The organism is Acidiphilium sp. C61 (assembly GCF_905116885.1).
Lineage (GTDB): Bacteria > Pseudomonadota > Alphaproteobacteria > Acetobacterales > Acetobacteraceae > Acidiphilium.
On the sequence record NZ_CAJHNI010000005.1, the window covers coordinates 167,556 to 181,273 of the forward strand.

Genomic DNA, 13,718 nt, shown 5'->3' on the forward strand with positions numbered 1-13,718 from the left:
TTGTTCAGCCATCGACGAGATGGCCATCGCGCAGCATCACCACGCGATCCATGCGTGCCGCAAGATCGGGATTGTGGGTGGCGATCAGCGCCGCGATGTTTTCATGCCGCACCACCCGCAGCAATTCGCCAAAGACGAGATCAGCGGTGGCAACATCGAGATTGCCGGTCGGCTCGTCGGCGAGCAGGAGCTTCGGTGCGTTCGCCATGGCGCGCGCAATGGCAACGCGCTGGCGCTCGCCGCCCGAGAGCTTGCCCGGCAGATGCTGCGCGCGCGCAGCAAGGCCGAACGCCTCGAGCAGATGTGCCGCGCGGGCCTCGGCATCCTTGCGGGCGCGCCCCGCGATGAGCTGCGGCAGTGCCGCGTTTTCCAGCGCGGTGAATTCTGCCAGCAGATGATGCGCCTGGTAGACGAAGCCGATTTCATTGCGGCGGAGCGTGGTCTTTTCGGAATCCGACAGGCGGGCGGTATCGATCCCACCGATCCGGATGGTGCCGGCATCGGGCTTCTCCAGAAGCCCGGCGAGGTGCAGCAGGGTGGATTTGCCGGACCCGGAAGGGGCGACGAGTGCGACGATCTCGCCGTTGCGCAGCGAAAGATCGGCGCCACGCAGGATGTGCAGATCCTCGCCCTCGCCATGAAAGGTGCGGACGACACCCTCGAGTTTCAGAACCTCACTCATGGCGCAACGCCTCCACCGGATCGGTTCGCGCGGCCCGCCAGCTCGGATAGAGCGTGGCGACGAAGGACAGGCCGATGGCGATCACCACGACCTCGACCACCTGGCTCCAGACCAGTTTCGCCGGCAGTGATTCAAGGTAATAGACCGTCGGGTTGAAGAGCTGCGTACCGGTCAGCCCCTGCACGAACTGGCGGATCTGCTCGATATACGCGCAGAAGACGACGCCGAGCCCGAAGCCGGCGATCGTGCCGATCACGCCGACCGACGCGCCGACCATGAAGAAAATCCGCATGATCGAGCCAGAAGTCGCCCCCATCGTGCGCAGGATGGCGATATCGGCGGTCTTGTCCTTCACCATCATGATCATCGAGGACACCACGTTGAACACGGCAACGACAATGATCAGGGTAAGGATCAGGAACATCACGTTCCGCTCGACATTGACCGCCGCGAAGAAGGCGTTGTTGCTGTCCTGCCAGTCGACCACGTTGACCGGTGCGCCGCCCATCGCCTTCGGGATGGCGGCCTTGATCGGGGCGGTATTGTCGGGGTTCTTCACGAAAAGCTGGATCTGCGTCGCGGCGTCCTGCGCGCGGAATAGCGTCTGCGCCGAGGCGAGCGGCAGGAAGACGAAGCTGGAATCGTATTGCGCCATGCCGGTGCGGAATATCGCGCTGACATGAAAACTCTGGATGCGCGGGATGGTGCCGATGATGGTGGCATCGCCCTGCGGCAGCACGAGGGTGATGGCGCCACCGCGTGAAATGCCGAGTTGGCTGGCGACGCCGGCGCCGATCGCGATATCGCCGCCGGTGAAATCCTTCAGCGAGCCGGCGACGATATGATGCGAGACGGTTCGCAGCTTCGCCAGCCCGCCAGGCTGGATGCCACGCGCCACCCCGCCGATCGCGCCACCATGCGGCCCGGTCATCAGAACCTCACCCTGCACGATGGGGATGGCACTGATCACGCCCGGGATCTTTTCGAGCCGCCCGGCCGCCGCGTCGTATTGGGTGATGTTGTGACCGGCGCCGTAGACGCCGATATCGCCGTTGAGGCCGAGGATCTGCGCCAGCAATTCCTGCCGGAAACCGTTCATCACGCTCATCACGATGATCAGCGTCGCCACCCCGAGCGCAATGCCGATCAGCGAGAATATGGCGATGATCGAGACGAACCGCTCGCCCTTGCGGGCGCGGAGGTAACGGAACGCGACCCGACGCTCGAAGGCGGAAAACATCAGGCGCGCACTTTCGCGAGGGCGGCATCGATGTCGAGTTCGGCGCGCTCGCCGGTGCGGCGGTGCTTGAGCTCGACCTGGCCCTTCGCCGCGCCGCGCGGGCCGACGATGACCTGCCAGGGATGGCCCATCAGGTCGGCATCGGCGAATTTCTCTCCCGCACGGGCCTCGCGGTCGTCATAGAGCGCATCGCGGCCGAGGGCGTCGTAGATCCGCTCGCAGAGCGCGTCGGTCACCTGATCGCCCTGGCGGAGATTGAGGATCGAGGCGCGGAATGGCGAGATCGCATCAGGCCAGATGATCCCCGCCTCGTCATGGCTCGCCTCGATGATCGCACCGGTCAGCCGTGAAACGCCGATACCGTAGCTGCCCATTTCGGGATGCACGCGCGCGCCGTCCGGCCCGACCACGGCGAAATTCATCGCCTGGCTGTATTTGGTGCCGAAATAGAAGATCTGGCCAACCTCGATCCCCCTGCCCTCGCGGCGCCGATCCTCGGGCACTTTCGCCCAGGCGGCCTCGTCGTGCTTCTCGTCTGTCGCGGCATAGAGCGAGGTCATGCGGTCGAAAAACGCGTCGAGATCGGCGCGGGCCTCGTAGTCATAGGCATCATCACCGAGTTCGATCGTCTCGAAGCTCGAATCGTAGAACACACCGCTTTCGCCGGTCGGCGCCAGGATGTGGAATTCATGCGAGAGATTGCCACCGATCGGGCCGGTATCGGCGCGCATCGGCACTGCGCGCACGCCCATGCGCTTGAAGGTCCGCATATAGGCCAGCATCATCCGCCGGTAGCTTTCGACCGCACCCTCATAATCGAGATCGAAGCTGTAGCCGTCCTTCATAAAGAATTCGCGTCCGCGCAGCACGCCGAAGCGCGGACGCACCTCGTCGCGGAATTTCCACTGGATCTGGTAGAGCATCTGCGGCAGGTCGCGGTAGGACTGCACCGAATCGCGCATGATCGCGGTCAGCATTTCCTCGTTGGTCGGGCCGTAGAGCATCTCGCGATCGTGACGGTCGCGGATGCGCAGCATCTCCGGGCCATACGCATCGTAGCGCCCGCTTTCCCGCCAGAGTTCGGCGGACTGGATCGTCGGCATCAGGATTTCCTGCGCGCCGGCGCGAGCCTGTTCCTCGCGAACGATGTTGGCGATGTTATGCAGCACCCGCAGCCCCGCCGGCAGCCAGGCATAGATGCCGGCCGATTGCTGGCGGATCAACCCGGCGCGCAGCATCAGCCGGTGCGAGACGATCTGCGCTTCGGCGGGCGTTTCCTTGAGAGTGGGAATGAGCGAGCGGGAAAGACGCATGATGAGTCCTGATCGGTTGGGGTCGGAAGCCTGATTACAGCGCCACGCTGCCCTCGGCCAGAGCCGCCGCGCGTTCAGGGTCCAAACCGCGGTTGAAGGCGATCCGCGCGGGCTTCTCGACAAGCAGGTGCAACAGCACGGCGAGGCCCGCAGTGAGTGCCACCAGCGTCCCCGCAACCGCGAGCGGCGCCGCTGCGCGGACGATGCCGAGATGCCGGAACAGCTGCGCGGTCATCAGTTCGGCCGGCGCAAAACTCATGTAGAACGCATAGGACAACACGCCCATGGCCCGCAGCGGGCGAATGGCGCCGAGACAAGCCGGCAGGCCGGCGTCTCCCTGCATGCCAAAACCGAACAACATCAGCCAGAGCCCGAGAACGGTCATGGCATCGTGGCCGGTGGCCGCAAAGAAGAGCGCAACGAGACCACCGATGAGGGCGATCATCCGGTTGGGCGCTGCGTCGGCGATGATGGGGATGAAGACCGCTGTTGCCATGCCGGCGACGAATTCCGGGAAAAACCGCAGCAAGGAGGCGCCAAAGGTCAGATTGAGCCCGCCGAACACTTCGGCGACGAGGGCCAGAACCATGAAACAGAGGGGAAGGGAAATCACGAAGGCTGCCTGGTAAAATGTCCTGGAGGCCGCAATCAACAGCGGAAACATGAGATAGCCGGCCCATTCGGTGCTGATCGACCAGGAGGGATAGTTCCACGCCCAATGGTTCAGCGTTCCCCAGCCCTGCACCAGCAACAAATGACAGAGCAACGCCACCCCGGAGAACCGCGGCGGTTCGCGCGGCGTCACGCCGGCAGCTTTTCCGGCCAGGAACACCGCGCCGAGCAGGACGATCACCGCAAGATGCACCGGATAGATCCGCGCCAGGCGCTTTCCCCAGAATCGAGCCGCACCGCGCATGGTGAGAGGGATGTCCTGATCCACCCGCGTCAGCAACAGCCCGGAGAGAATGAAGAAGCCATCGACCCCGAGATAGCCATGGGTAATCACCGGTGCGAGGGGGGCGAGCCAGCCGGCATACCCTGCCTGCAGATTGACGTGATAGGCGAAGACCCAGAGTGCGAAGAGGGCGCGACAGGCCGTCAGGTCTGTCAGTTCTCGCCGGCGGGTCATCGCGCTTTCCTCCCGGGCGAAAAAAAACCCGCCGGCGAAAAAGCCAGCGGGCCAAGTTCAGGGAGGAAACGCCAGTCACACGGCGGAGCGAAGAACCATTCCCCACTCCACGAACGATAGTGCAGCGCACCACAAAATCGGTAAAGCGAAATCATCGATAATTGCCTATAAAAATGACCGAGAAAACCTCGATTTGATCAATAAAGCGTCTGTTTCTGAATAATTTAGGTTCATTTGCCTAATTATACGGCAATTAGACGTGTATGATGTGAACCTCAACCATCGGACGCTTGCCGAAGCGACGGCCGAGCGCGCGACGGAGCGCCGTCTGTGCCGCCTCACGGACAGCGGATTGATCGGTCCGCAACCCCACCGGCAGATCCTCGAATGTGGCGACGAAATCATCAGCCAGCGCCGCGAGCGCGCTGTCGTCAGCCTCGAACAGGCCTGGTGCCGTGATCTGCGCTGCCCCCTTCACCTTGCCGGCTCGATCAACGGCGAGACTGCCGACCACGACCCCGTTGAGCATCATCCGCCGTCGCGCGGCCATGACGCCGCCCTGCATCGGCACGAGACGATCACCGTCCACAGCCAGCCGCCCGACGGGAACGCTGTCGACAATCTCGGGCGCTTGCGGCGCGAGGCGCAGCACATCACCGTCCTCCAGCAGCAGCGTGCGTATATTCTCGGATTCGGCGAGATCGGCCTGCGCGGCCATGTGTCGCCATTCCCCATGGGTCGGGATGAGATATTGCGGCCGCACCAGGCGGTAGAGCCGGCGAAGCTCGTCCCGCGCGGGATGACCCGAGACATGCACCATATGATCGTCATCCGTCATGATGTTCACGCCGGCACGCACCAGCTCGTCCTGCACGGCGCCGATCGCACGCTCGTTGCCGGGAATGACGCGCGCTGAAAAAATGACGGTGTCGCCCTCGCCCAGCTCGACATGGCGATGCGTATCAGCAGCCATCCGCGCGAGGGCGGAACGCTTCTCGCCCTGGCTGCCGGTGGCCAGGATCAGCAGATTGTCATCCGGGATCGACCCGGTATCGTCCTCCGGCACGAAATCCGGCAGGTCGGTAAGGTAGCCGCACTCCCGCGCAGCATCGACATATTTCGCGAGGCTGCGGCCAACCAGCGCAACATGCCGGCCAGCCGCCGCGGCCGCTTTCACGACAGTCTCGATCCGGGCGATGTTGCTCGCGAAGCAGGTCACCACGATCCGTCCCCGCAGCCCGGCGATAAGGCTGGTCAGACTGCGGCGCACGGTCGCTTCCGAGCCGGAATGACCTTCGACCAGAGCGTTGGTCGAATCGCAGATCATCGCGAGCACACCCGCATCTCCCAGCTCCCGCAGGGCGTCCTCGTCGGTCGGCGGGCCGATCAGCGGTTCCGGATCGAGCTTCCAGTCTCCGGTATGCAGCACGGTGCCGTATTTCGTGGCAATGACGAGGGCCTGCGACTCAGGCGTGGAATGGGCCATCCGGATATAGCGCAACCCGAACGGGCCGACCTCGAAACTGCCGCCGGGCTGGATTTCGGTAATCCGTACGCTGCGCAACAGACCGGCTTCGCCAAGGCGATAGCGGATCAGCGCCGCGGCAAAAGGCGTCGCGTAAACCGGACAGCGGAGCGCATCCCAGATCCGGGCGATACCGCCAATATGGTCTTCATGCGCGTGGGTGATCACGAGGCCGCAAATGCGCTCGCGGTTCGCGGCAAGAAAGGCCGGGTCGGGGACGAGCAATTCGGCCTCCGGGGCCTCGGGCCCGGCAAAGCCCATCCCGCAATCGACCACCAGAAAATCACCATCCAGCCCGTAGACGTTCAGGTTCATGCCGATCTCGCCGGTGCCGCCAAGCGGGGTAAAACTCAGCCCGTTGCTGATCTCGTTCATGAAGTCACCTTGTTGTTCAGTCGTATGACGCTTGTTCATTCGTGTTCGACATCGCGCGGCCGCAGCTGCGGCGCAGGATTGCGAAGGGCGAGCAGGCGCAGGCCCTCCAGCGTGAGATCGGGATCGGTGAAGCCGATGCTTGACGTGCCCTCGGCAATCAGCGGCGCAAGGCCGCCGGTGGCGATTGTTTTCATCTTGCCGCCGAAATCCGCCTCGATACGCGAGATCAACCCCTCGACCAGACCGACATACCCCCAAAAAATGCCTGAGCGCATGGCCGGGATTGTCGATTTGCCGATCACCTGTTGCGGCCGCCCGATACCGATGCGGGGCAGCCGGGCGGCGGCCTGATGCAAAGCCTCCATCGAGAGGTTGATTCCCGGCGCGATCACGCCGCCGACATACGCGCCGTTGCCGTTGACCACGTCGAAGGTCGTCGCCGTGCCAAAATCGATCACGATGAGTGGCCCTCCATAGCCATGATGGGCGGCCAACGCATTGAGAAGGCGGTCCGCACCGATTTCGGCCGGATTGTCCATCTCGATTGCAAATCCCCAGTCGAGTTCGGCGCGGGCGATCAAGGGTTCGATCCCGAACCAGTCACGACATAGCCGCCGCAAGTGGTAGAGCGCCGCCGGAACGACGGTACCAATCACCGCGGCGTCGATCCCCGCCGAGGCGATGCCGGCACGATCGAGCAGAAAGCCGAGCCAGACTCCGTATTCGTCGGAGGTGCGCTGCGCGTCGGTCGCTATGCGCCAGGCGCCGCGCCAGCGTTCGCCGTCATGAACAGCGAAGACGATATTGGTGTTGCCTGCGTCAATAACCAGTTTCATGTCATGCCGGCTCGGTTGGGCGATCAGATCAGCGAGACGTCGCCGCCGCGCAGCGCGACGACGCGTCCGTCCTCGCGGAGCAGCAGGGCGCCATCCTTGTCAAGTCCGGCATAGGTACCGCTGCGCCGGCCGCCATCGACCGTCAGCGCCGTGCCCTCCGGATGGGCACGGGCGATCCAGGCCTGGCGCAGAGGCTCGGAGTCGAACGCCAGTTTCCCCAGCCAGTGATCGAGCCGTGCACAGAGAGAAGGCGCCAGGTCCTCGGGGGTCATCGTACCGCCAAGCGATGCGAGGCTGGTCGTGGCGCGGCCGGGCACGTCAGGTGCTGCGGCGAGGTTGACGCCAACACCGATCACGAGGCTGGCGATGAGGCCGTTCTCGATTGTCGCGTCGAGCAGGATACCGGCGAGCTTCGCCCCCCCCGCCATCACGTCGTTCGGCCATTTCAGGGCGATCACCCCTGGGGTCGGGAGGGCGGGATCGAGTGCCTCGATCAGTGAAAGACCGGCAAGCAGGGCATACCATCCCCCCTGCCCCGCTGGCATGTTCGGCCGCAGCAGAACGGAGCCGTAAAAATTCCCCTCGGGTGAATTCCACTGACGCCCGGCACGGCCGCGTCCGGAGGTTTGCCGGCCGGCCAGCACCATCAACCCGGCAGGCTCGCCCGCTGCTGCCCGCAGTCCACAGACATCCGATGTCGAGTCCAGCGTATCGTAGCGTTCGATCCGCCAGTGCGTCACGCCTGCCGTCAAAAGCCCTGGCTCGCCATGACCGCGTGAGCCGCCATCGTGGACAGGGTCGTCAGCGTCGAGGGATGAAAGGCGAACAGCAACACGCCCGCCGACGCGATCCCGATGACCAGGCTGACCCCCGAATTGCGCGAGTCGAGACCAGGCTCACCGGCATCGAAATACATCACCTTGATCACGCGCAGATAGTAGAAGGCGGCCACCACGCTGGTAACGATGCCGAGCACGGCCAGGGGCGCAAGGCCGGCATTGATCGCGGCCGCGAAGACGTAGAACTTGCCGAAGAAGCCGGCGAGCGGCGGGACGCCGGCCATCGACCACATCATCACCGCCAGCGCGAAGGCAAACCGCGGATCATCCGTTGCCATGCCCGCGAGATCGGCGATCCGGTCGACCGGTTGCCGGCCGCGGCTCATCGCGATGATGCAACCGAACGTGCCGAGCGACATCACGACATAGATCGCCAGATAGATCAGCGCGCCGCTCACCCCGTCAGCAGTGCCTGCCGCAAGTCCCATCAAGGCGTAACCCATGTGGCCGATTGAAGAATAGCCCATGAGGCGCTTGATGCTGGTCTGCCGGATCGCGCCAACGGCACCGATCACCATCGATGCCGCCGCGAGGAGTTCGACGAGGTCTCGCCATTGCGCGATCGCGGGACCGAACGGCCCCAGCATCACCCGCAGCAGCAGGGCGAAGACGGCGATCTTTGGTGCCGTGGCGAAGAACGCCGTCACCGAGGTCGGAGCACCTTCATAAACATCGGGCGTCCACATATGGAACGGGGCCGCGGAAATCTTGAACGCCAGGCCGACGAGCACAAAGACCAGCCCGACCGTCGAGCCCATGGCGGCAGCCTGGTGGCTTGCCAGCGCACGGGCAATGCCCTCGAAGCTCGTGGTCCCGGCAAACCCGTAGACGAGCGAGATGCCATAGAGCAGCAGCCCGGACGACAGCGCACCAAGCACGAAATATTTCAGCCCGGCTTCAGATGAGCGCAGATTGTGCCGGGCAAAGGCTGCGAGAACGTAGAGCGCAAGCGACTGGATCTCGAACCCGATATAAAGGGTGATCAGATCGTTCGCTGAAACCAGCACGACCATGCCAGTGACCGCGAACAGGATCAGCACCGGGAATTCGAAACGGGTAATGCCGATATTTCGATTGAAGGTCACCGAAAGCGCAAGAGCGCCGATGGCGCCGAGCGCGACCAGCACGTCGGCGAACCGGGTGAAATCGTTTGTCTGATACAACCCATGCAGCACCGTTCCGGTCGGGGCGGCCACGAGCAGTCGCGCGGCGATGGCGATCACCACCCCGGTGACCGCGGTGATCGCAAAACTATGGTCGCGTCGGGCGAAAACGCCGGACATCAGCATGACCATTCCCGCAACCGCGAGAAACAGGATGGGCAGAACGGTGTAGAATGTCGACATTGCCTCGCTCACTGCTTGATCATGGCCAGCCGGGCATGGGCACCGGACGACAGGGCGGCGAGATGCGCATGAACAAGATCCTGCACGGCGCCGCCAAAGATGTGGGTAAGGGCACCAGGTGCGAACCCCAGCACGAGAACCAGCACCGCCAGCGGCGCGAGAAGCAGCCATTCGCGCGGCCCGATATCGGCGATGACCGCGTTGGCGACGCTGCGCGCCTGATCGAACAGTATGCGGCGGACCATCACGAGCATGTACATCACGCTCAGGATCATGCCGGTGCCGACGAGTAAGGCCACCCAGAAATTCGCCTGGATCGCGCCGATCATCACCAGGATTTCGCCGACGAAGCCGGAAGTGCCGGGCAGGCCGACATTCGCCATCACGAACAGCATCAGGAATGTGGCGTAGACCGGCATGCGCGAGGCCAGCCCGCCGAGTTGGTCGAGCCGCAGCGAATGCCCGCGTGCCAGCAGGATGCCGACGCAGAGGAACAGGGCGGCGATGACGAGGCCGTGCGACACCATCTGAAACAGCGCGCCCTCGATGCCGGCGACGGTCACGGTGAAGATGCCGACGACGATCAGGCCCATATGCGCGACCGATGAATAGGCGATCATGCGCTTGATGTCGGTCTGTGCGAGGGCGGCGAAGGAGATGTAGACGATGCCAATGATGCCAAGCGCGAACATGAAAGGTTCGAAATAGGCCGTCGCCTGCGGCAGCATCGGCAGCGAGAAGCGCAGGAAGCCATAAGCGCCCATTTTCGACAGGACCGCGGCAAGCATGATCGTGCCGGGCAGCGGCGCCTCGCCATAGGCGTCAGGCAGCCAGGTGTGCATCGGCCAGACAGCGGCCTTCACGCCAAAGGAAAGCAGGAAGGCGACGAAGAGCCAATCCTGGATGGTCGGCGAAATCGTCGTGTGCATCAGTTGCACCATGTCGGTCGTGCCGGCGTGGTGCCACATCCAGACCAGGGCGAGCAGCATCGGCAGCGAGCCCGCGAGGGTGAAGAGGAAGAACTTCACCGCGGCGTGGATCCGCCGCTCTCCCCCCCAGACGCCGATGATGAGGTACATCGGGATCAGAACGCCCTCGAAGAAGATATAGAACAGCAGGAAATCGAGGGCGGAGAACATGCCGATCGTCATGGTCTCAAGCAGCAGGAAGGCGGCCATGTAGTCGCGCACACGCCGGCTCTCGCGCCAGCTTGCCAGCACGGCGACCGGTGTCAGCAGCGCGCTGAGACCAACGAAGAACAGGCTGATGCCGTCGACGCCCATCCGGTAGCCAATGCCATAGGCCGGTATCCACTCGGCGCTTTCGATATACTGGAAGCCGTGAACCGAGGGATCGAAGCCGGCGATCATCACCACCGCGAGCACGAGCACCAGCAGGCTGGTCCACAGCGCAATCCAGCGCGCATTGCGGGCGGTGGTCGGGTTGGCGGAGTCACCCGTGAAATACATCATCACGGCGCCGGCCAGCGGCAGCCAGGTCATCAGCGAGAGAAGATGTAAATTCATGTGCCGCTCCCCCTCACCGCGCGACCAGGAAAACGGTCACCAGCACCATCAACCCGACCAGCATCACGAACCCGTAAACCGCGATCGATCCGCTCTGCAGCCGGCTGGCGACGCCGGAGGCATCGCCAGTGAGCCGCGCCAGACCTTCCGGCACGCCGTCGATCATCTCCTCATCGCCGATCCGCCAGATCGCGCGCGCGATTCGCAGTGCCGGGCGAACGAAGATCGCGTCATACAGCTCATCAAAATACCATTTGTTCAGCAGAAATGCGTGAAGCCCAGGCCAGGAAGCGGCCAGCCGCGCCGGCAGCCCCGGAGCGAGTTCGTAGAACCAATAAGCGATGCCGATGCCGGCAATGGCAAGCAGCAGCGGCATCTTCTCCGCCCAGGCGGGGATGCCGTCGCGCGCGGCCATTACGGCACCGCCATGCGGCAGAGCGATGCTGGAGCCCCAGAAATTGGCAAAATGCGCGCCGATGAAGGTCGGCCCGAGCAGGACGCCGGTGGTCAGCGCCCCGATCGCCAGGACAACCAGCGGCACCAGCATCACCAGCGGACTTTCGTGCGCGTGCGCCAGCGTCTCGCTGGAGGCGCGCGGCTTGCCGTGGAAGGTGAGCAGCATCAGCCGCACGGTGTAGAACGCCGTCAGCCCCGCGCCCAGCGTGCCGCACAGCCAGCCGAACACGGCCGTGTGCGAATGCGCGGCGAAGGCGGCTGACAGGATCGCATCTTTCGAGAAATACCCGGAGAATGGCGGAATCGCGACCAGCGCCAGGCCACCCGCCCACATGGTCACATAGGTGACCGGCAGCTTGCGCCACAGCCCGCCCATCTTGCGGATATCCTGCTCGTCGGCCAGCGCATGGATCACGGAACCGGCGCCGAGGAACAGCAGCGCCTTGAAGAAGGCATGGTTGATCAGATGGAAGATGCCGATCGGCGCCGCCCCCACGCCAACCGCAAGGAACATGTAGCCGAGCTGCGAGCAGGTCGAATAGGCGATGATGCGCTTGATGTCGTTCTGCACGCAGCCGATCGTCGCCGCAAAGAAGGCGGTGAAGCCGCCGATCACCGTGATCAGCGCGAGGGCGACGGGTGCTGCGTCGATCACCGGGGACATCCGCGCGGTCATGAACACGCCGGCGGTGACCATGGTCGCGGCATGGATGAGGGCGGAAATCGGCGTCGGGCCTTCCATCGCATCCGGCAGCCAGGTGTGCAGGAACAGCTGCGCGGACTTGCCCATCGCGCCGATGAAAAGAAGGATCGAGATCACCTCGAGCACCGGCAGGTCGGTACCGAACAAATGGTAGGCGTGCGGCGCAACCTTCGCCACGCCGGCAAAGATCGTATCGAAGTCGACGCTGCCGAACTCGTACCAGGTCAGCGCAATGCCGACTGCGAAGAACAGGTCGCCCACCCGGTTGACGATGAAGGCCTTGATCGCCGCCTCGTTAGCGCTGGCACGGTCGTACCAGTAGCCGATCAGCAGATAGGACATCAGGCCAACGCCTTCCCAGCCAAAGAACAGCTGGAGCAGGTTGTTCGCCGTGGCGAGCATCAGCATCGCGAAGGTGAACATCGAGATGTAGACGAAGAAGCGTGGCTCGGTGCGGTCCTCCGCCATGTATCCCATGCTGTAGACATGGATCAGCGCCGAAACCACGCAGACCATGCCAACCATCACGAGCGAAAGCGTATCCATCCGCAGCGCCCATTGTGGCGCGAAGGTGCCGACCGAGATCCACTGTCCGAGGACGACGAGATGGTCGGCGGCCCCGAGCACGAGATGGCGGTAGACCGTGCCGATCGCGGCGATGGCGGCGATGATCAGAGAGGCGACGCTGAGCCCGACGGCGGGGGCGCGGCCGAGCGTGGGGCGGGCGAGCCCAGCGAGCAGCGCGCCGGCCAGCGGCGCGAGAACGGCAATGGCAAGCAGCATGTCGGCTCAGCCCTTCATCAGCGTGACGTCTTCGACTTCGATCGAGCCGCGATTGCGGAAATACACCACAAGGATCGCCAGCCCGATCGCCGCCTCCGCCGCCGCGACCGAGAGCACGAACATGGTGAAGACCTGGCCTGCCATATCGTGCAGCGCCGAGGAGAAGGCGACGAAATTGATGTTGGCGGCGAGCAGGATCAGCTCGATCGACATCATGATGACGATGATGTTCTTCCGGTTGAGGAAGATACCGAAAATCCCGATCACCAGCAGCAGCCCGGCGACGACGAGATAGGGGCCGAGCCCGACTGCACTCATCGGATCGTCTCCTGACTGGCGGGCGCCGAATTTGTCATCTGCTTCGCTCCCTTGCCGATGCCGAGCTTGACCATCGTCAGCGTCTCGTCGATCGGCCGCTGATGCTGGGCGGAAATGTCCTGCCGGCGCGAGCGGCGCTCACCCGAATGAGTCAGCACGATCGCGCCGATCATCGCAACGAGGAGCAGCAGCGCCACCAGCTCGAAGGCGAACATGTAATGAGTGTAGATCAGGTCGCCGAGTGCCGCGGTGTTCGACAGATGCAGAGGCATTGGCACCTGGCTGGCAAGATGAGCAGCGGGGGTAATCGTCCAGCCCACCGCGACGGCGCCGATTTCAACCATCAGGATGAACCCGATCAGCAGGCCGAGCGGCGCATAGCGCTGGAACCCCTCGCGGAGTGCCACGAAATCGACGTCGAGCATCATCACGACGAACAGGAACAGCACCGCGACCGCGCCGACATAGACGATCACCAGCACCATCGCCAGGAATTCGGCGCCGGCCAGCACGAACAGGGCCGCGGCGTTGATGAAGGCGAGGATGAGGAAGAGTACCGAGTGCACCGGATTGCGCGCGGTGATCACCATGCAGGCGGAAAGCAGCAGGATCGCCGCGAAGACGTAGAATGCGAGGGTGACGATCAT

General features: G+C 63.9%; 12 protein-coding genes. All 12 read right to left on the reverse strand.

All coding sequences use genetic code 11. The features are described 5' to 3' along the window. Window positions 1–4: 4 nt before the first annotated feature. The 12 genes from HUW10_RS03710 to HUW10_RS03765 all read right to left on the reverse strand — a co-directional run bounded on the left by HUW10_RS03710 (window position 5) and on the right by HUW10_RS03765 (window position 13,718). Window positions 5–682 (reverse strand): ABC transporter ATP-binding protein, encoded by a 678-nt coding sequence (locus HUW10_RS03710; protein ID WP_174502270.1) that lies wholly within the window; start codon window positions 680–682, stop codon window positions 5–7. Further along, window positions 675–1,922 carry a lipoprotein-releasing ABC transporter permease subunit gene (locus tag HUW10_RS03715; protein ID WP_174502271.1) on the reverse strand — a complete coding sequence of 416 codons (1,248 nt, stop codon included), beginning with the start codon at window positions 1,920–1,922 and terminating at the stop codon, window positions 675–677. The genes HUW10_RS03710 and HUW10_RS03715 overlap by 8 nt, the downstream gene beginning before the upstream one ends. Continuing rightward, a complete protein-coding gene (gene proS / locus HUW10_RS03720; RefSeq protein WP_174502272.1) occupies window positions 1,922–3,235 on the reverse strand; it encodes a proline--tRNA ligase in 1,314 nt (437 codons plus the stop codon). Before proS ends, HUW10_RS03715 begins: the two co-directional genes overlap by 1 nt. Window positions 3,236–3,269: 34 nt before the next feature. Next, window positions 3,270–4,364 (reverse strand): acyltransferase, encoded by a 1,095-nt coding sequence (locus tag HUW10_RS03725; RefSeq protein ID WP_174502273.1) that lies wholly within the window; start codon window positions 4,362–4,364, stop codon window positions 3,270–3,272. 253 nt (window positions 4,365–4,617) lie between these two features. Next, entirely contained in the window at window positions 4,618–6,264 is a 1,647-nt protein-coding gene (locus HUW10_RS03730; protein WP_174502274.1) for a ribonuclease J, read from the reverse strand. Between the two features lie 35 nt (window positions 6,265–6,299). Then, window positions 6,300–7,100 (reverse strand): type III pantothenate kinase, encoded by an 801-nt coding sequence (locus HUW10_RS03735; protein WP_174502275.1) that lies wholly within the window; start codon window positions 7,098–7,100, stop codon window positions 6,300–6,302. 23 nt (window positions 7,101–7,123) lie between these two features. After that, entirely contained in the window at window positions 7,124–7,852 is a 729-nt protein-coding gene (locus HUW10_RS03740; RefSeq protein WP_174502276.1) for a biotin--[acetyl-CoA-carboxylase] ligase, read from the reverse strand. After that, complete coding sequence (nuoN, locus tag HUW10_RS03745; protein WP_174504738.1) at window positions 7,849–9,285, reverse strand: NADH-quinone oxidoreductase subunit NuoN; 1,437 nt, start codon at window positions 9,283–9,285, stop codon at window positions 7,849–7,851. The genes HUW10_RS03740 and nuoN overlap by 4 nt, the downstream gene beginning before the upstream one ends. A gap of 8 nt (window positions 9,286–9,293) precedes the next feature. Then, complete coding sequence (locus HUW10_RS03750) at window positions 9,294–10,811, reverse strand: NADH-quinone oxidoreductase subunit M (protein ID WP_174502277.1); 1,518 nt, start codon at window positions 10,809–10,811, stop codon at window positions 9,294–9,296. Window positions 10,812–10,824: 13 nt separating this feature from the next. Beyond that, window positions 10,825–12,753: an NADH-quinone oxidoreductase subunit L gene (gene nuoL, locus HUW10_RS03755; RefSeq protein WP_174502278.1), complete on the reverse strand. Its 1,929-nt coding sequence runs from the start codon at window positions 12,751–12,753 to the stop codon at window positions 10,825–10,827. Window positions 12,754–12,759: 6 nt separating this feature from the next. Further along, the gene (gene nuoK / locus HUW10_RS03760; protein ID WP_011941875.1) at window positions 12,760–13,071 is read right to left on the reverse strand and encodes an NADH-quinone oxidoreductase subunit NuoK; all 312 of its coding nucleotides are present in this window, start codon (window positions 13,069–13,071) and stop codon (window positions 12,760–12,762) included. Next, entirely contained in the window at window positions 13,068–13,718 is a 651-nt protein-coding gene (locus tag HUW10_RS03765) for an NADH-quinone oxidoreductase subunit J (RefSeq protein ID WP_174502279.1), read from the reverse strand. Before HUW10_RS03765 ends, nuoK begins: the two co-directional genes overlap by 4 nt.